This is a genomic window from Achromobacter sp. UBA5777 (assembly GCF_002418565.1).
Lineage (GTDB): Bacteria > Pseudomonadota > Gammaproteobacteria > Burkholderiales > Burkholderiaceae_B > Achromobacter > Achromobacter animicus.
Genome location: NZ_DIEJ01000296.1, coordinates 18,120 through 36,561, shown reverse-complemented (window position 1 = coordinate 36,561; position 18,442 = coordinate 18,120). Strand labels below are relative to the sequence as shown.

Below are 18,442 nucleotides of genomic sequence, written 5' to 3'. Positions count from 1 at the left end.
GTGGACCGCTGAGTGACAGCGAACCCCCCCTAGATCGGGTTCAGCCGGGCGCGCCTTGCGCACAGAAGGGAAGGGCCTCCGCAAGGAGGCCCTCTCGCATTCAGGACACCTGAATCGCAGCGGCTACAGGAAGAGCTTGTACGCCGGGTTGTCGGTTTCGTTCCAATGCGGATAGCCCAGTTCTGCCACGAAGTTGCGGAACTGCTTCTTGTCCGCCGGCGGCACCTGGATGCCGATCAGGATGCGGCCGTAGTCCGCGCCCTGGTTGCGGTAATGGAACAGGCTGATGTTCCAGTCGGGATTCATCGCGTTTAGAAAGCGCATCAGCGCGCCCGGCCGCTCGGGGAATTCAAAGCGGTACAAGAGTTCGTTGCGCGCCAGGGCCGAGCGCCCGCCCACCATGTGCCGCAAGTGGGTCTTGGCCATTTCGTCGTGGGTCAGGTCCAGCGTGTCGAAGCCGTGGCGGCGGAAATTCGCCGCGATCTTGTCGGGTTCTGCGGCCGAAGAGACCTGGATGCCGACGAACACGTGGGCGCGGTCCGCGTCCGAGATGCGGTAGTTGAATTCGGTGACGCTGCGTTCGCCCACCAGTTCGCAGAAGCGGCGAAAGCTCCCGCGCTGCTCGGGCATGGTGACCGCGAAGACGGCCTCGCGCATTTCGCCGACCTCGGCTCGTTCGGACACGAAGCGCAGCCGGTCGAAGTTCATGTTGGCGCCGCAGGCAATTGCCACCAGCGTCTTGTTCTTCAGATTGTGTTCGGCCGCGTACTGCTTGGCGCCGGCCACGGCCATCGCGCCGGCCGGCTCCAGCACGCTGCGCGTGTCCTGGAAGACGTCCTTGATGGCGGCGCAGATCGCATCGGTGTTGACCACCACGTAGTCATCCACGTATTTGCGCGCCAGCTTGAAGGTCTCGGCGCCGACCATCTTGACTGCCGTGCCGTCCGAGAACAGGCCCACGTCGTTCAACTGAACGCGCCGGCCCGCGCGCACGCTGCGCAGCATGGCGTCGGAGTCCTCGGTCTGCACGCCGATGATCTTGATTTCTGGGCGCAGCTGCTTGATGTAGGCCGCCACGCCGGCGATGAGGCCGCCGCCGCCGATCGCCACGAAGATCGCGTCGATGTGGCCCGGATGCTGGCGCAGGATTTCCATGCCCACGGTGCCCTGGCCGGCGATCACGTCGGGATCGTCGAACGGATGGACAAAGGTCAGCTTTTCTTTCTTTTCCAGCACCTGCGCATGCGCGTAGGCGTCCGAAAAGCTCTCGCCGGCCAGCACGACCTCGCCGCCCAGGCGGCGCACGGCGTCGATCTTGACCTGAGGGCTGGTCGTGGGCATGACGATCACGGCGCGGCAGCCAAGCCGGCTGGCCGCCAGCGCGACGCCCTGGGCGTGGTTGCCGGCCGAGGCCGCGATCACGCCGCGATTGCGCGCCGCCGGCGTGAGGTTGGCCATCTTGTTGTACGCGCCGCGCAGCTTGAAGCTGAACACCGCCTGGGTATCTTCGCGCTTGAGCAACATCGTGTTCGACATCCGCTGCGACAGCAGCGGCGCCGCCTCGAGCGGGGATTCGACCGCGACGTCGTAAACCTTGGAAGTCAGGATGCGTTTCAGATAATCAGTGGACATGGACCGCGCAACAGGCAAGAGTGAGGACTGGCCAAGATTATTGCAGGGAAATGCGTGTCGCCTTCCGGGATTCCCGCGGCTACACTGCCGCAACCATGGAAGAAAGTCTCTTATCCGCAGTTCATTGGCTTCTGGGCGTGCTGGCATTGCCCTCAGTCGGCCTGTCGGCCATCTTCACCGTTTCGCTCGTGTCCGCGACGCTGTTGCCGCTGGGCTCCGAGCCGGCGGTGTTCGGCTACATCAAGCTTTCGCCGGACATGTTCTGGCCCGCCATCCTGGTGGCCACCGCAGGCAACACCGTGGGCGGGGCCATCAGCTACGCCATGGGCCTGGGCGCCGAAAAGGCGGTCGAGCGCTGGAAGGAAAAGCACCCGCATCCGCATCCCAAGGCGACCGAGGGTGGCCGCATGCGTGGCCGCTGGAACGAGCGCGCCCATGACTGGCTGCACAAGATGGGGCCGCCCGCGCTGCTGTTGTCCTGGCTGCCCGCAGTGGGCGATCCCCTATGCGCAGTTGCTGGCTGGCTGCGCCTGTCGTTCTGGCCCTGCGTGTTCTATATGGCCATCGGCAAATTCATGCGCTATCTGTTCATGACCGCCGGGCTGCTCTGGTTCTTTCCTGGAAAAATCTAGCCCTGACGCCGGACTTAAACGGGGACGGTACATGCCGTCCCCGGCGCGCTTTTGGACGCCTTGCCAGACTTATTAGGGGTCAAGTCGGGACAATGGCATAAAATACTTTTTTAAGGGCCCCCTCTTGCCGCCATGAACGCCCCACTCGCCAGCCACATCTTGAACGGGGCGATGCCGCCCGCCGCACCCGCGCGATTGCGCGAAATCCCCTATAACTACACGTCGTTTTCCGACCGCGAAATCGTGGGCCGGTTATTGGGTGAAGACGCCTGGAGCCTGCTGAGCGACCTGCGCGGCGAGCGCCGCACCGGCCGTTCCGCCCGGATGCTCTATGAAGTGCTGGGCGACATCTGGGTCGTGCGCCGCAATCCCTATCTGCAGGACGACCTGCTCGACAATCCCAAGCGCCGCAAGCAGCTCATCGAAGCGCTGCATCACCGCCTGGGCGAAATCGACAAGCGCCGCGACCCGAGCGCGCCCGCTGAAGCCGGCCACGATCCGCATCGCGACGAAAAGGTCGTCGGTCTGCTGGCCCGGGCGCGCTCCGCCATTGCGGCATTTGAGGGCGAATTCGACCAGACCGCCATGATGCGCAAGCAGGCGCAGAAGGTGCTGGGCCGCATCACGGCGCGCGACAACATCAAGTTCGACGGTCTGTCGCGCGTGTCGCACGTCACGGACGCGACCGACTGGCGCGTCGAGTACCCCTTCGTGGTGCTGACGCCGGACACCGAAGACGAGATCGCCGCGCTGGTCACTGCCTGTATTGAACTGGGCCTGACCATCGTGCCGCGCGGCGGCGGCACCGGCTACACCGGCGGCGCCATTCCGCTGACCTGGAAGTCGGCGGTCATCAACACCGAAAAATTCGACAAGCTGGGCAAGGTCGAGTCCTGTATCCTGCCCGGCCTCACCGAGCCCGTGGCGGTCATCCATGCCGGCGCCGGCGTGGTCACCAAGCGCGTGTCCGAAGCGGCCGAGGCGGCCGGCTTCGTGTTCGCCGTGGACCCGACGTCCGCCGAAGCCTCGTGCGTGGGTGGCAACATCGCCATGAACGCCGGCGGCAAGAAGGCTGTGCTGTGGGGCACCGCGCTGGACAACTTGGCCTGGTGGCGCATGGTCGATCCGGACGGCAACTGGCTGGAAGTCACGCGCCTGGACCACAACATGGGCAAGATCCATGACGTGGAAGTGGCCCGCTTCGAGCTCAAGTGGTTCGACGGCAAGGGCAAGCCCGGCGAACGCCTGCTCAAGACCGAAACGCTGGAAATCCAGGGCCGCGTGTTCCGCAAGGAAGGCCTGGGCAAGGACGTGACGGACAAGTTCTTGGCGGGGCTGCCCGGCATCCAGAAGGAAGGCTGCGACGGTCTCATCACGTCGGCGCGCTGGGTGCTGCACCGGATGCCGCGCCACACGCGCACCGTCTGTATGGAATTCTTCGGGCAGGCGCGTGACGCCATCCCGTCGATCGTCGAGGTCAAGGGTTACCTGGACGGCGAAGGCAAGGCGCGCGGCGCCATCCTGGCCGGCCTGGAGCATCTGGACGAACGCTATCTGCGTGCTGTTGGCTACGCCACCAAGAGCAAGCGCGGCGTGCTGCCCAAGATGGTCCTGATCGGCGACATCGTCGGCGACGATGATGACGCAGTGGCCGCGGCCGCCAGCGAAGTCGTGCGCCTGGCCAACACGCGTCACGGCGAAGGCTTTGTCGCCGTCAGCCCCGAGGCGCGCAAGAAATTCTGGCTGGACCGCTCGCGCACCGCCGCGATCGCGCGTCACACCAACGCTTTCAAGATCAACGAAGACGTCGTGATCCCGCTGCCCCGCATGGGCGAATACACGGATCACATCGAACGCATCAACATCGAATTGTCGACCAGCAACAAGCTCAAGCTGCTGGGCGAGCTTGACGCCTACCTGTGCACGCCGCTGCCGGTCGGCAAGATCGACGATGCCGACATCGAAACCACGCGCGCCGAGGTGCTGGCCGAACGTACCCGACAGGCCATCGAACTGATCGCCGCCACGCGCCAGCGCTGGCAGTGGCTGCTGGACAACCTGGACCTGCCGCTGGGCGACGCGCTGCCGCAACTCGAAGGCCTTGGCCTGGGCGAGCTTCACGCCACGCTGACCGCTCGCCTGGCCGCTCAGCCCGGCGCCCGCGTCTTCGACGTGGTGCAGGACCGCACCATCCGCGTCTCCTGGAAGACCGAAGTGCTGGCCGGCCTGCAGCGCGCCTTCTCGGGCGCGGCGTACAAGAAGATCGTCGACGAGCTCGTTGCCATCCATGCCCGCGTGCTCAAGAGCCGCGTCTTCGTCGCGCTGCACATGCATGCGGGCGACGGCAACGTGCACACCAACATTCCGGTCAACTCGGACGACTACGAGATGCTGGGCGAGGCCCACGCTGCCGTCGAACGCATCATGCAGATCGCGCGCGACCTGGACGGCGTGATTTCGGGCGAGCACGGCATCGGCCTGACCAAGTACGAATTCCTGACCGAAGCCGAACTGGCCCCGTTTCAGGACTACAAGCGGCGCGTGGACCCCAACGGCCACTTCAATGCCGGCAAGCTCATGCCCGGCGCGGACCTGCGCCACGCCTGGACGCCCAGCTTCAACCTGATGGGCCACGAGTCGCTGATCATGCAGCAGAGCGACATCGGCGCCATCTCGGAATCCATCAAGGACTGCCTGCGCTGCGGCAAGTGCAAGCCCGTGTGCGCCACCCACGTGCCGCGTGCGAACCTGCTGTATTCGCCCCGTAACAAGATCCTGGCGACGTCGCTGCTGGTCGAAGCCTTCCTGTACGAAGAGCAGACCCGTCGCGGCGTGAGTCTCAAGCACTGGGAAGAGTTCGAGGACGTGGCCGACCACTGCACCGTCTGCCACAAGTGCTACAACCCCTGTCCGGTCGATATCGACTTCGGCGACGTGTCGATGAACATGCGCGCCGTGCTGCGCCGCATGGGCCGCAAGTCGTTCAATCCGGGCACGGCCAGCGCCATGTTCTTCCTGAACGCCAAGGATCCGGCCACCATCAACGCCACCCGCAAGGCGATGGTGGGCGTGGGCTACAAGGTGCAGCGCGCCGCGCACGACCTGTTCTCCGGCCTGGTCAAGAAGCAGACCGCCAAGCCGCCGGCCACGGTGGGCAAACCGCCGCTGCGCGAGCAGGTGGTGCACTTCGTGAACAAGAAGATGCCGGGCGGGCTGCCCAAGCAGGCCGCGCGCAAGCTGCTCGACATCGAAGACGCGAACTACGTGCCGATCATCCGCGATCCCAAGGCCACCACAGCCGATACGGAAGCGGTGTTCTACTTCCCGGGCTGCGGTTCCGAGCGCCTGTTCTCGCAAGTGGGCCTGGCTACGCAGGCGATGCTGTGGCATGCGGGCGTGCAGACCGTGCTGCCGCCGGGTTACCTGTGCTGCGGCTATCCCCAGCGCGGCAATGGCATGACGGACAAAGCCGAGCAGATCATCACCGACAACCGGGTGCTGTTCCACCGCGTGGCCAACACGTTGAACTACCTGGACATCAAGACCGTGGTGGTCAGCTGCGGCACGTGCTACGACCAGCTTGCCGGGTATGAATTCGAGAAGATCTTCCCGGGCTGCCGGCTGATCGACATCCACGAATACCTGCTGGAAAAGGGTATCAAGCTGGAGGGCGCCAAGGGCGTGCGCTACATGTATCACGACCCCTGCCACACGCCGATGAAACTGCAGGAGCCCATGAAGACGGTGCGCGCGCTGGTGGGCGATGGCGCGGTCAAGAGCGACCGCTGCTGCGGCGAGTCGGGCACCTTGGCGGTCAGCCGTCCGGACATCTCCACGCAGGTGCGTTTCCGCAAGCAGGAAGAACTGCTCAAGGGCGACGCCGCGATGCGCAGTGACGGCTTCACGGGCGACGTGAAGGTCCTGACCTCGTGCCCGTCCTGCCTGCAGGGCCTGTCGCGCTACGAGGGCGACACCAAGATGGAAGCCGACTACATCGTGGTCGAGATGGCCCGCCACATCCTGGGCGAAGGCTGGATGGAAGACTACGTGCGCCGTGCGAACGCGGGCGGGATCGAGCGCGTTCTGGTGTAGACGTCAGCGCGCCAGATGGAAACCGCGGCCAGGGATGGCCGCGGTTTTTTTTGGCTTCCGGACTGTGCGCGGGGCGTGTTTTGCCGGCCTGCAAAGCCCTCTTGAAACGCCAAAAACCGATCCCATACTCGGATTGAAGCGATCAGACATCCGGTTGCGCAAGTCGCGTCTGTGATGCGTCTGCATCGGTCCCTTTTTTCGTTCGAGGAGACCTTCATGAGCACCTTTCCTTTTAGCGATAACGGCTTTGCCAGCGCGTTCGACGCAATTCAGGAACACATGGGCCGCGTGCTTCGCAATGCCGGCGTACCTGCCGCCTTGCGCGCCACGCCGCAGGCTTACTTTCCGCCGGTCAACGTCGGCGTGTCGGGCGATTCCATCGAAGTCGTCGCCTTCGTGCCCGGCATGGATCCCGAGGGCCTGAACGTGTCGATCGAGAAGAGTCTGCTGACCATCAGCGGCGAACGAAAGTCGCAGGAACTTCCCGAAGGCGCCCGCTATTACGCGCGCGAACGCACGCAGGGCCGCTATACGCGCATCATCGAGTTGCCGGCCGACGCGGATCCGGACAACGTGCAGGCGCGATATACGGACGGCTGCCTGGCCATTTCCATCAAGCGCCGCGAATCGGCCAAGCCGCGCACCGTGACTGTGCAGTGACCCGTCAACGCAACCGCATAGGAGTACCGATCATGAATGAACGCAAAGATCTGACCGTGCCCGCCGAAGCGGCCGTTTCTGAGAAGCGCGACGGACGCGGGGTGACCGTGCCGGCCGTGGATATCTTCGAGGACAAGGAGGGCATCACGCTGCTGGCGGACCTGCCCGGCGTGTCCAAGGAAAGGCTGCGCATCAACGTCGAGTCCGACGTGCTGCAGATCGAAGGCGAGGCCTCGGTCGAGACGCCCAGCGATCTGCGGCTGGTGCTGGGCGAGATGCGTGCGCCGCTCTTTCGCCGGTCGTTCCGGCTGGGGCAGGAGTTTGATCGCGCGCAGATCAGCGCCAACCTGAAGCAGGGCCTTCTGACGCTGCGCATCCCGCGCGTGCGCGAGGCGCAACCCCGGCAGATTCCTGTCGTGGCGGGGTGATTCGGTGTCTGACGCCGTCTCAGGCACGTCATGAAAAAAGCCGCGGTCCGATGACCGCGGCTTTCCCATTTCTGCGTGACGCCGGGGCGATCACTCCAGCTTGATGTTCGCCTTCTTGATGACGTCGGCCCAGGCGCTGCGCTCCTGATCGGCATACGTCTTGAAGTCCTGCGCCGACATCGGCATGGGGATGACGCCCATGTCCAGCATCTTCTGCGACACCGCGGGCGACTTGAGCGTGGCATCCAGATCCGCGGACAGCTTCTTCACCACCGCGTCAGGCAGGCCGGCCGGGCCGACCAGGCCTTGCCAGGCATAGGCCGTGAAATTGGCGACGCCTTGTTCGGCCATCGTCGGCACATCCGGCAGCACCGTCACGCGTTCGGGCGTGGCGGCGGCGAGCACACGCAGCTTGCCGGCCTTGACGTTGGGCAGGCCCGAACCCAGATCGATGAACATCATGTCCACCTGGCCGCCGAGCAGATCCTGGATGGCGGGCGCGGCGCCCTTGTACGGGACGTGCAGCACGTTGGCGCCGGTGCGCTGCTTGAAGAGCTCCAGCGCCAGGTGATGCGGCGAGCCCGCGCCGGCGGAAGCCGACGTCAGCTTGCCCGGTTCCTTCTTGGCCGCGGCGAGCACGTCTTCGACGGTCTTGTACGGCGAGTTGACGTTCACGGCCAGCAGCAGCGGGAACTTGGCGATGCCGCCGATGTAGGTGAACTTGGTGGGGTCGTACGACAGCTTGGCGTATAGCGACGAATTGAAGGCCAGCGTGCCCGAGTCGGCGGTGCCTACCAGGTAGCCGTTTGGTTCCGCCTGGGCGATGGCCGTGGCGCCGATGATGGTGCCGGCGCCCGGACGGTTCTCGACCACGATGGTCTGGCCCAGCGTCTTTTCCAGGCTGCTGGCCACCGTACGTGCGACCACGTCGGTGCCGCCGCCGGCGGGGTAGGGAACGATCCAGCGGACCGGTTGCGTGGGCCAGGACTGGGCTGCGGCCGCGGTGGCGGCCAGCGATAGGGCGGCAAGCGCCAGCAGGCGCTTTGCGTGCTTGTGCATGGAGTGTCTCCTCGTGCGGGGTATCGTGAGCGCGGCGTCCGCGTGTTGATCGACGTCAACTTGCGCCGCATATTTTTTGCGTGGCTATTATGCCTTGCGCCTACGCAAAAAGGGGCCCGTGATTTGGGCCCCCTCAAATCGTCACGCGCCAGCCTATTGCAGCTGCTACAGGTCCGCGCGGGTCTGCATGGGTCTGCGTTATTGCGGATCCGGATAGTGTCGCGCGCCAAAGATGGCCGAACCGATGCGGACCTCCGTCGAGCCTTCCTCGATGGCCAGTTCGAAGTCGCCGCTCATGCCCATCGACAGACGGTCCAGCGCCACGCCGGGAATGTTCTCCTGCACCAGACCATCACGCAGCTCGCGCAGCGCGCGAAAGCAGGCGCGGACTTCGTCGGCATCGGGCGAGTTGACCGCCAGGGTCATGAGGCCCTGCACACGCAGCGTCGGGTATTCCGAGGCAATGCGGCGCAGGAAGGGGCCGACCTCCTCGGGCTCCATGCCGAACTTGCTGGGCTCGGACGAGGTCTTGACCTGCACCAGCACGTCCAGCGTGCGGCCCTCATTTTGCAGACGGCGGTGCAGGGCATCGGCCAGCTCCACGCGGTCCAGGGATTGCACCTCCGCGGCGTCGCGCGCGGCATCCTTGGCCTTGTTGGTCTGCAGGTGGCCGATCAGCACCCATTGCAGCCCGTCGCCTTCGAACACGGCGGCCTTCTGACGGATCTCCTGCGTCTTGTTTTCGCCAAAGCGGGTCAGGCCCAGCGCCATCGCCTCGCGGATGGCGTCCTCGCCGAACGTCTTGCTGACGGGCAGCAAAGTCACGCTGCCGGGTGCGCGGCCCGCGCGCTCGCAAGCCTCGTGGATGCGTTGCTGGATCTGGGCGAGGCGCCCGGCCATGGTGTCTTCGGCGGTCATGCAGCTCTCTGGCAAAAACAGGAAGTCCCATAGTGTAGGACGTGTTTCGGGCCTGCCGCCGCATGGGTATCCGCCGCCCCGAATCCCGCCGTTGACCCTGTCTGATCGGCAGGCTTAGAATTTGCGGAGATTTGTTTATATTTCAAAGTTCTATGCCGTCCGGCGCCGCCCATTCGGGCGACACGTTTCCCTCCTACTCAGCCCCCACGCCATGTCCAGTGCAGCGCCCGAATACGTCTTCGCCACGCCTTTCCTGAATCCCCCCGCCTCGCCCATCCGATCGCTCATGCCCTACGCCATGCGTCCGGGCACCATTTCGCTGGCCGGCGGCTATCCGGCCCAGGAATTGTTCGACGTCGACGGCTTGTCGATCGCGTCGTCGCAGGTCACGGCCCGGCTGGGCGCCTGCCTGCAGTATTCCAACATCGACGGTCAGGCCAGTCTGCGGCATGAGCTGGCGCGCCTGTCCGCGGCGCGTGGCCTGCACTGCAATGCCGACACCGAACTTGTCGTGACGGGCGGCTCGCAGCAGGCGCTGGCGCTCCTGACCCGCGTGATGCTGCAAGCGGGCGACCACGCCATCATCGAGTCGCCGGCCTTTCCGAATTCCGTGCAGGCCCTGCGCTACACGGGCGCCACGGTGCACACCGTGCCGTCCGGGCCCGACGGCATCGACGTGGACGCGCTGGACGAACTGGCCGCGCGCGTGAAACCCAAGATGGTCTGCGTCGTTGCCTCGTTCTCGAATCCCTGCGGCGCCACCCTGACGCGTGAGCGCCGGCTGCGCTTGCTGGAACTGGCCGTCAAGCATCGCTTCCTGATCGTCGAGGACGATCCCTACAGCGAACTGCGCTTTGCCGGCGAAGCCGTGCCGCCCATCGCGGCATTGGCAGAGGGCGAGGCCCGCCACTGGGCGGTGTACATGGCCAGCATGTCCAAGACGATGGCGCCCGCGCTGCGTATCGGCTGGCTGGTTGCGCCGCCCGAGATCCGCCGCCGCTGCGTCGGCGCCAAGGCGGCCGACGACATGGCGTCCTCGGCCTGGATCCAGGAAATCGTTGCCCAGTACCTGGCCAACGGCCGCTATGACGAACACGTGCCGCGCATCCGGGCCGCCTATGGCCTGCGCTGCGCCGCCATGGCTGACTCGCTGGCGCGGGAACTGGACGGGCGCATCACCTTCAGCAAGCCCGAGGGCGGCATGTTCTTCTGGGCGCGGCTGACGGGCGACGTGGATGCCACGCGCCTGTTGCCGTACGCGATCGAGCACGAGGTGGTCTACGTGCCAGGCAAGGCGTTTTACGCCGACCCGGCGAAGGCGGATCTCTTTGCCATGCGCATGTCGTTTGCCACCATGAACGAAAGCCAGATCGCGCAGGGCATGGTCCGCCTGGGCCGCGCGCTGGACGCGTGCCAGGCCAACGAACCGGTGTCGATCTCGCTGGCGGCTTGACGGCGCGCAGCGCCACGCCCGCCCCGCATTGCTATCCTTTCTGCGCAGGCCGCCGGCACCCGCCGGCGGCATACCTAAATAAGCGCTCGTTATTTGGCGGGGGCGCTTCATGTCTATAAGCTTCTTGCCTTGGCGCGCTTTCGCGCCCGGTAGCAGAAAGGAATCCAGGTCATGAACATTGCAAAAGGGTTGGTGGGCGCGGCGCTCTTGATGGCGGCAGCGCAGGGCGCGCAGGCGGCGACGCTGGACGTCGTGAAACAGCGCGGCGCCGTGGCGTGCGGCACGACCACGGGCTTTGCAGGCTTTTCCGCCCCTGACGCGCAAGGCAAATGGCAGGGCCTGGACGTGGACCTGTGCCGCGCCATCGCCGCTGCGGTGTTCGGCGACGCGAACAAGATCAAGGTGGTGCCCCTCAATTCGCAGCAACGCTTTACCGCGCTGCAATCCGGCGAAGTCGATGTGCTGACGCGCAACACCACCGTGACGCAGCAGCGCGACACGGCGCTGGGCATCATCCACGCCGGCATCAATTTCTATGACGGCCAGGGCTTCCTGGTGCCCAAATCGCTGGGCGTCAAAAGCGCCAAGGAAATCAACGGCGCGACGGTCTGCCTGCAGACGGGCACGTCCAACGAAAACACCCTGGCCGACTGGGCGCGCGCCAACAACGTGACCTACAAACCGGTCGTCATCGAGACCTTCAACGAAGTCGTCAATGCGTTCGCGTCCGGCCGTTGCGACGTGTTTTCGACCGACGCGTCAGGTCTGGCGTCCATTCGCATCTCCAAGCTGCAGAACCCCGACGACTACGTCGTGCTGCCCGAAATCATCTCCAAGGAACCGCTGGGCCCCTTCGTGCGCCAGGGCGACGACGCGTGGCTGAACATCGTGCGCTGGTCGCTGTCGGCCATGATCGAAGCCGAGGAATACGGCGTGACGTCCAGGAACGTGGACGAACAGGCCAAGAGCGCCAACCCCAACATCAAGCGCATCCTGGGGGTGACGCCGGGTGGCGGCGCCAACTTGGGGTTGGACGAGAAGTGGGCGTACAACATCGTCAAGCAGGTGGGCAACTATGGCGAGAGTTTTGAGCGGAATGTGGGCGAGGGCAGCCCGCTGAAGATCAAGCGTGGCCTGAATGCGCAGTGGACGCAGGGCGGGTTGATGTACGCGTTGCCGATTCGATGATTCGGCGGCATTGGCTACGCGCCCAGTGCGGCGCGTAGCTGGATTGCCATGTATAACCAAACGCCCCGGACTCGGGGCGTTTTTTTGTGATTGACCGCGTGGGCTAACCGCGCCGATACACCTGTGCGATCTTCACGAACGCCACGCGCAGTTCCCGCGTGCCGCCCTGAAAAATTACAGGTTTTCCGCGGTGTGTGAACACGACGAGCCGCTTGGAAAACACCATGGGTACAAACCGCGCGAAGCGCACGTCTTCCCAGGCCACTTCGCGCCGGGTGAACCAGGTCTGGCGGATGCCGCGGTCGTCGATCGTGGTGATGGACGTCTGCATGTGCCACGACACGAACAGCAGCGCCACGAAGCACAGCACCACGGCGACCGCCAACAGCGTGTCGAAAGGCTGCGAGGGCGCGCGGATCGCGGTGGTGACGACCTGCACGCCCAGCACGGCAAGCAACACCCACGTCAGAATGCGCACCCAGTCCGGCCAGGCCTGGCCCGCCAGGGGCAATGGGCCGATGGCGCGAAGCAGCGCCGCGAGGTCTTCAGGCGCGGAGGGGGCATTCTGAGTGGTCATGCGGTGCGGGTCATGCGGCGGGGATCATGCCGCGCGCTTGGCGGCGATGGCGTTGCCGGCGCGGCTGGAGCCCTTGCGGTTCAGATGCGCGGACATCCATTGACCGATGTCGACCACGGCGTCGAAGTCCACGCCGGTGTCGATGTCCAGACCGCGCAGCATGTACAGCACGTCTTCCGTCGCGACATTGCCGGTGGCGCCCTTGGCATAAGGGCAGCCGCCCAGGCCGGCCACCGAGGTGTGGAAGATGGAGATGCCGGTTTCCAGCGCCGCCAGGATGTTGGCCAGCGCCTGACCATAGGTGTCGTGGAAATGGCCGGAGATGCGCGCCGGGTCCACGACGCGCGTGACGGCGGCCATGACTTCGCGCACCCGTTTGGGCGTGCCCACGCCGATGGTGTCGGCCACGTCGATCTCGTCGACCTGCATCGCCAGGTAGCGTTGCGCCACGTCGACCACCGCTTCGACGGGGACTTCGCCCTGGTAGGGACAGCCCAGCGCGCAACTGATGCTGCCGCGCACGCGAATGCCGGCTTCGCGCGCCGCCTGCACCACGGGTTCGAAGCGCGCGATGGATTCGGCGATCGAGCAATTGATGTTCTTCTGGGAAAAGGCCTCGCTGGCGGCGCCGAAGATCACGATCTCGTCCGCACGGGCGGCCAGCGCCCCTTCAAAGCCCTTCATGTTCGGTGTCAGCACCGAGTAGATCGTGCCGGGCCGGCGCTCGATGCGCGCCATCACGTCGGCGCCGTCGGCCATCTGCGGCACCCATTTGGGCGACACGAACGACGCGGCTTCCACATTGGGGAAGCCCGCGGCGGTCAGGCGGTTGACCAGTTCCACCTTGATGTCGGTGGGGACGAATTCTTTTTCGTTCTGCAGACCGTCGCGGGGCGATACCTCGACGATCTTCACGCGGGAGGGCAATGCCATGTCTCTTCCTGTATCGGTATTGGGTGACCGGCGCTACAAGGCTGCGGCGCTGCCGAACATATTAGCGCCATCGCATCCGGCCCCGTTGCGGTGCTAGTGCAAACGCTGGTAGCGGCCGTCATCCAGGCGGGCGATGCGGCCCTGCAATTCCAGTTCAACCAGTTGCGTCTGCAGGGCGGCCGTTTCCAGGCCGCATCGCGCCTGGATGGCATCCAGGTGAAGCGGGTCAAAGCCCAACGCGTCCAGCACGGGATGCGCGGGGAGCGCGGGGGGCGCGTCCTTGCGGGCGGGCTGCGACGGCGTGGGTCCGCCGCCCAGCTCATCCGTGATGTCCATGGCCGTCTCGACCAGCTTGGCGCCCTGGCGGATCAGGGCATGGCAGCCGCGCGACAGCGGCGAATGGATGGAACCGGGAATGGCGAAGACCTCGCGTCCGCACTCCCCGGCAAGCCGCGCCGTGATCAGCGATCCGCTCTGTTTGGCGGCCTCCACGACCAGCACGCCGCGCGCCAGGCCCGCCACGATGCGATTGCGCTTGGGAAAGTGTTGCGGCCGTGCGCCGGTGCCCAGCGGCAGCTCCGACACCAGCGCGCCGTGCGCCGCGATGCGATGCGCCAGATCGCGATGGCTGGCCGGATAGATGCGGTCGATACCCGTTCCCATGACCGCCACGGTGCCTGCACCCTTGGGACCCGCATCCAGCGCGCCCTCATGCGCCGCAGCATCGATGCCCAGCGCCAGGCCGCTGACGACCCGCCAGCCCGCGCCGGCAAGGTGCCGCGCAAAGGCGCGCGCGTTTTCCTGGCCGCCGGGCGTGGCGTTGCGCGCGCCAACGACCGCCAGGGAAGGTCCCTGCAGATAGGCCGGGTCGCCCGCGACGTAGAGCAGGATCGGCGGATCGGCGATGGTCAGCAGGCTTTGCGGATACGTGGGATCGGCCAGCGTGAGGATGTGGCGGCCGGGCGCCTGCACCCATTCCAGCGCGCGCGCCCCCTGTTCCGCCATGTCGGCCGGCATGGGCGCCGCGAGTTGGCGCGCCAGCGCTTCGGGCACGTGCCGCGACAGCGCGGTGGCGCGTTGCGCGTAGATCTGGTCGGGCAGACCCAGCGCGCTGAGCAGCATGCAGGCGGTGGCCGAACCGATGTTGGGTTCGAGGGACAGCCGCAGCCAGGCGGCGAGTTCTTCGGAGGATTGCGTCAGCGGCATGAAACGGGCGGAAAAGGACGCGGGGAAGGCGTCGGGCGTCCGAGAGTGTCGCATGCGCCGCGTGGCACGGCGGGCGACGGGTGGACCGATATGCGCGCAGCCAGTTGTCGCCGGAATGCGCTAAAAATGGGTGCCGTAGCAATGTCCGCAATGCCGGAATTAGCCGAAAACTATTAGAAATCAAGACTCTAATGAATTAAACTCTCGGACAAGCATTCCTACTGGCATCCCCATTCAATGGCTTTACTTCCCATCCTTCGCTACCCGGACCCGCGCTTGCACAAAAAGGCCAAGCCGGTTGCCGAGGTCGACGACCGCATTCGCCAACTCGTGCGCGACATGGCCGAGACCATGTACGACGCGCCGGGTGTGGGTCTAGCCGCGACCCAGGTCGACGTGCACGAGCGCGTGGTCGTGATCGACGTGTCCGAAGACAGCAATCATTTGCTGACGTTGATCAACCCCGAGATCACCTGGCGCAGCGACGACTACAAGATCTACGAAGAAGGCTGTCTGTCCGTCCCCGGCGTCTACGACGAGGTGGAACGCGCGTCGCGTATTCGCTGCAAGGCGCTGGACATCGACGGCAAGCCGTTCGAATTTGAAGCCGACGGCCTGCTGGCCGTGTGCGTGCAGCACGAACTGGATCATCTTGAAGGCAAGGTGTTCGTGGAATACCTGTCCAACCTCAAGCAGAACCGCATCAAGACGAGGCTCAAGAAGGCGGAGCGGGAAGCGCTGCGCGCCTGATCCCGGGGCCTGACTTCGGCCCATTCCCGCCCTCGCGCCTTCGTTCACCTCTTCAGCAGTCCACCTCATGCGCATCGTTTTTGCCGGCACCCCGGAATTCGCCCGTATCGCGTTCGACGCCCTGCGGGCCGCCGGCCACGACATCCCCTTGGTCATGACGCAGCCGGACCGGCCGGCGGGGCGCGGCCTGAAGCTCACGCCCAGCCCGGTCAAGCAGGCTGCGCTGGACGCCGGCATCGCCGTTGCCCAGCCGCGCAGCCTGCGCCTGGATGGCCGCTATCCCGACGAGGCCGCCGAAGCGCGCGCCCTGCTGGAAAGCGTGGCGCCCGATGTCATGGTGGTGGCCGCGTACGGGTTGATCCTGCCGCAATGGGTGCTGGAATTGCCGCGCCTGGGCTGCCTGAACATCCACGCCAGCCTGCTGCCGCGCTGGCGCGGCGCCGCGCCGATCCAGCGTGCGATCGAAGCGGGTGATGCGCGCACCGGCGTCACCATCATGCAGATGGACGAGGGCCTGGATACGGGCGACATGCTGCTCGAACGCATCGTGCCGATCTCGGCCGAGACCAATGCGGCGCAGTTGCACGACGCGCTGGCCGAGGCCGGCGGCGAGGCCATCGTCGAGGCGCTGGACGCGCTGGCCAACGGCGGCCTCACCGCGCGCAAGCAGCCGGAAGACGGCGTGACCTACGCGGCCAAGCTGGACAAGGCTGAAGCCCCGCTCGATTGCACCCAGCCCGCCGAACTGCTGGCGCGCCGCGTGCGCGCCTTCAATCCGGTGCCCGGCGCCAGCATCCGCCTGCCCGGATTGCCCGACGCAGTGAAGGTCTGGCGTGCGCAGGCGCTGGACGAGGCCACCACTGCCGAACCGGGCAGCGTATTGCGCGCCGATGCGGCCGGCATCGACATTGCCACCGGCCAGGGCGTGCTGCGCCTGCTTGAATTGCAAAAGGCGGGCGGCAAGCGCCAGCCCGTGGATGTTTTCGTGCGCGGCTGGCAGCCGGCCTGAACCCGCCCCAAGACGGATCACGCCGGCGCCGCGCGAGGGTTCAACCCCTGTGGCGCGCCGCCAGCAGATCCAGGTAGGCGCCCGACAGCAACTGCTCGGGCGCGACGCCCAGCCCGGCCATCAGCGTGCGGGCTTCTTCCATTCCTGCCTCGACGGTCTCGCCCTCGCGCAGCACCACTTCCAGTTCCAGGAATTCGCCCAGGCCTTCCACCCGGTCCAGATGGATGCGGGTGCGTCCGGCCATGAAGACCGTACGGTGCTTTTTCACGCGGCCGATCACGCCGTAGGCGTGCGATAACGCCTCGCGCAGGGTGTCGGGTTCGTCCGTGGGCGAGATGACGTAGAAGCTTTCCTTGGGACCGCTGTCGTCGGCGCGCTGATAGAAGATCAGCTCGCCCGAGCCATTCGCGAAGGCGCGCAGTTTCAAACGGCCATTGGCGCACGTGAAGAAGGTGTCGTCCTGGTCGATGAACGCCGGTTCCTGGCCGGACAGCGCCGCGGCCAGGTGTTCGATGGCGTCCAGGCTGTCGACCCGCGCCTTGATTTCGACGTTGCGTGCCATGGGCGCCTCGGGGTTCAGTAAAGCGAGCTGGCCACGCGCGCGGGCAGGTCGCGGTCGTAGGCCACCCCGTCGAAGGTGCCCGACGTCAGGTCGGAAAGCATCCGGCCGACGCTGGGCAGCGCGGTGCGGGGAATCTGCGTGTCCGGATCCCACAGGCGCGAGCGCAGCAGCGCGCGCGAGCACTGGAAGTAGACCTTGTGCACGTCGACGATCAGCACGGAGCGCGGCAGCTTGCCGTCCATCTCGAAGCGCGCCAGCAGTGCGGGGTCGACGCTGATGCGCGCCGTGCCGTTCACGCGCAGCGTCTCGCCCACGCCCGGCACCAGGAACAGCAAGGCCACCCGCGGATCGGCGATGACATTGAGCAGGCTGTCCACACGGTTGTTGCCGCGGCGGTCTGGCAGGAGCAACGTTTTCTCGTCTTCCACCACCACGAATCCGGCGGGGTCGCCGCGCGGAGACGCGTCCAGTCCGTCCGGTCCAGCGGTCGCCAGCAGCGCAAAGGGCGCGGCCTCGATGAACGCGCGGTAGTGCGGATGCACGTGGTCAACCTCCTTTTTCAGGGAGGCTTCGCCGGGCGAACCGTAAAGCGCTTGCAGGGCGTCGGCGTCGGTAATCAGGTGGGCGGGATCGGTGTGCATGGGATCTGGGCGTTACGCCAGTGCGTTGGGAAGGTCTTCGACCGTCAGGAAGAGTTCATCGGGGCCGCGGCCGCGCAGGGCGTCCGGGTGGTTATAGCCCCAGGCGACCGATCCGACGCGCACGCCCGCCTTGCGGGCTGCATCGATGTCGCGCATTTCGTCGCCCACCAGCAGAAAGCGCTCCGGCGCGGTGCCGTGCTGCTTGAGCAACCGGTCGATCTTGGCGGCCTTGCCGAACAGGTCGGTGCCGCATTCGTAGTCGTCAAAGAGCGCGGCGGTTTCTTCGCCCAGCACGCGCTGCACGTTCTCGACGGAGTTGGAGCTGACCACCGCCAGGCGCAGGCCGCTCGCCTTCAGGCGGGCCAGCGCGTCGGGGATGCCGTCGAACAACTGGACGCTGGGGTCGATGTCCTGCATCAGCGAGCGCACGTGCGTCATGATCGCGGGCAGCTTCCACAGCGGAATGTTCAGGTACTTCAGAATCTCCATCGCGTCGCGGCTGCGCAGTTGCTCGCGCTCGGCCGCATCGATCTGGCGGAAGTTGTACTTGTCCGCGACGGTGTTGAGGATGGAGTTGAACCACGGCATGGTGTCTGCCAGGGTTCCGTCAAAGTCGAAGGCTGCGATGTCGTATTTCAATTCTTGAATCCAGTGCCGGCGGGCTGGTCAAAGACGCCCGTTTCACAGGCGCCTTGCGCGAGC

General features: G+C 65.8%; 17 protein-coding genes. 8 read left to right on the top strand and 9 right to left on the bottom strand.

Annotated elements, in window-relative coordinates:
* Nucleotides 1-123: 123 nt before the first annotated feature.
* Entirely contained in the window at nt 124-1,632 is a 1,509-nt protein-coding gene (ilvA, locus tag B3446_RS25880) for a threonine ammonia-lyase, biosynthetic (RefSeq protein WP_175122048.1), read from the bottom strand.
* Between the two features lie 95 nt (nt 1,633-1,727).
* Here ilvA and B3446_RS25875 point away from each other — a divergent pair, with 95 nt between their 5' ends.
* The 4 genes from B3446_RS25875 (at nt 1,728) to B3446_RS25860 (ending at nt 7,444) form a co-directional block, all read left to right on the top strand.
* The gene (locus B3446_RS25875) at nt 1,728-2,264 is read left to right on the top strand and encodes a YqaA family protein (RefSeq protein WP_191578438.1); all 537 of its coding nucleotides are present in this window, start codon (nt 1,728-1,730) and stop codon (nt 2,262-2,264) included.
* Nucleotides 2,265-2,396: 132 nt separating this feature from the next.
* The gene (locus B3446_RS25870; RefSeq protein WP_191578437.1) at nt 2,397-6,356 is read left to right on the top strand and encodes a DUF3683 domain-containing protein; all 3,960 of its coding nucleotides are present in this window, start codon (nt 2,397-2,399) and stop codon (nt 6,354-6,356) included.
* 216 nt (nt 6,357-6,572) lie between these two features.
* Nucleotides 6,573-7,016 (top strand): Hsp20/alpha crystallin family protein, encoded by a 444-nt coding sequence (locus tag B3446_RS25865; RefSeq protein WP_291386765.1) that lies wholly within the window; start codon nt 6,573-6,575, stop codon nt 7,014-7,016.
* Nucleotides 7,017-7,048: 32 nt separating this feature from the next.
* Nucleotides 7,049-7,444 (top strand): Hsp20/alpha crystallin family protein, encoded by a 396-nt coding sequence (locus tag B3446_RS25860; protein WP_291386763.1) that lies wholly within the window; start codon nt 7,049-7,051, stop codon nt 7,442-7,444.
* 90 nt (nt 7,445-7,534) lie between these two features.
* On the opposite strand, the gene B3446_RS25855 is transcribed toward B3446_RS25860, so the two are convergent.
* Nucleotides 7,535-8,503, bottom strand: a complete 969-nt coding sequence (locus B3446_RS25855; protein ID WP_291386761.1) for a Bug family tripartite tricarboxylate transporter substrate binding protein — start codon at nt 8,501-8,503, stop codon at nt 7,535-7,537.
* 198 nt (nt 8,504-8,701) lie between these two features.
* The gene (locus B3446_RS25850; RefSeq protein ID WP_291386758.1) at nt 8,702-9,421 is read right to left on the bottom strand and encodes a YggS family pyridoxal phosphate-dependent enzyme; all 720 of its coding nucleotides are present in this window, start codon (nt 9,419-9,421) and stop codon (nt 8,702-8,704) included.
* A gap of 211 nt (nt 9,422-9,632) precedes the next feature.
* Between B3446_RS25850 and B3446_RS25845 the strand changes: the two genes are divergently transcribed.
* Both B3446_RS25845 and B3446_RS25840 read left to right on the top strand, forming a co-directional pair.
* Nucleotides 9,633-10,874, top strand: a complete 1,242-nt coding sequence (locus B3446_RS25845; protein ID WP_291386756.1) for a PLP-dependent aminotransferase family protein — start codon at nt 9,633-9,635, stop codon at nt 10,872-10,874.
* A 171-nt stretch (nt 10,875-11,045) separates the two neighbouring features.
* Complete coding sequence (locus B3446_RS25840; RefSeq protein ID WP_291386754.1) at nt 11,046-12,062, top strand: amino acid ABC transporter substrate-binding protein; 1,017 nt, start codon at nt 11,046-11,048, stop codon at nt 12,060-12,062.
* A gap of 103 nt (nt 12,063-12,165) precedes the next feature.
* Here B3446_RS25840 and B3446_RS25835 read toward each other — a convergent pair whose 3' ends face one another.
* From B3446_RS25835 to dprA, 3 genes are all read right to left on the bottom strand, one after another.
* Nucleotides 12,166-12,639 carry a hypothetical protein gene (locus tag B3446_RS25835; RefSeq protein ID WP_175122057.1) on the bottom strand — a complete coding sequence of 158 codons (474 nt, stop codon included), beginning with the start codon at nt 12,637-12,639 and terminating at the stop codon, nt 12,166-12,168.
* A gap of 24 nt (nt 12,640-12,663) precedes the next feature.
* The gene (locus B3446_RS25830; RefSeq protein ID WP_191578432.1) at nt 12,664-13,572 is read right to left on the bottom strand and encodes a hydroxymethylglutaryl-CoA lyase; all 909 of its coding nucleotides are present in this window, start codon (nt 13,570-13,572) and stop codon (nt 12,664-12,666) included.
* Between the two features lie 93 nt (nt 13,573-13,665).
* Nucleotides 13,666-14,778: a DNA-processing protein DprA gene (dprA, locus tag B3446_RS25825; RefSeq protein WP_291386797.1), complete on the bottom strand. Its 1,113-nt coding sequence runs from the start codon at nt 14,776-14,778 to the stop codon at nt 13,666-13,668.
* Between the two features lie 237 nt (nt 14,779-15,015).
* Here dprA and def point away from each other — a divergent pair, with 237 nt between their 5' ends.
* Together def and fmt are read left to right on the top strand one after the other, a co-directional pair.
* Entirely contained in the window at nt 15,016-15,528 is a 513-nt protein-coding gene (gene def / locus B3446_RS25820; RefSeq protein WP_291386751.1) for a peptide deformylase, read from the top strand.
* Nucleotides 15,529-15,595: 67 nt separating this feature from the next.
* Entirely contained in the window at nt 15,596-16,537 is a 942-nt protein-coding gene (gene fmt, locus B3446_RS25815; RefSeq protein ID WP_291386749.1) for a methionyl-tRNA formyltransferase, read from the top strand.
* A 40-nt stretch (nt 16,538-16,577) separates the two neighbouring features.
* Here fmt and B3446_RS25810 read toward each other — a convergent pair whose 3' ends face one another.
* The 3 genes from B3446_RS25810 to B3446_RS25800 are packed head-to-tail and all read right to left on the bottom strand — an operon-like array spanning nt 16,578 to nt 18,379.
* On the bottom strand, nt 16,578-17,099 hold the full coding sequence (locus tag B3446_RS25810) for a class IV adenylate cyclase (RefSeq protein ID WP_291386747.1): 522 nt from the start codon (nt 17,097-17,099) through the stop codon (nt 16,578-16,580).
* 14 nt (nt 17,100-17,113) lie between these two features.
* On the bottom strand, nt 17,114-17,740 hold the full coding sequence (locus B3446_RS25805) for a pyridoxamine 5'-phosphate oxidase family protein (protein WP_175122062.1): 627 nt from the start codon (nt 17,738-17,740) through the stop codon (nt 17,114-17,116).
* A 12-nt stretch (nt 17,741-17,752) separates the two neighbouring features.
* Nucleotides 17,753-18,379: an HAD hydrolase-like protein gene (locus B3446_RS25800; RefSeq protein ID WP_191578428.1), complete on the bottom strand. Its 627-nt coding sequence runs from the start codon at nt 18,377-18,379 to the stop codon at nt 17,753-17,755.
* Nucleotides 18,380-18,442 lie beyond the last annotated feature (63 nt).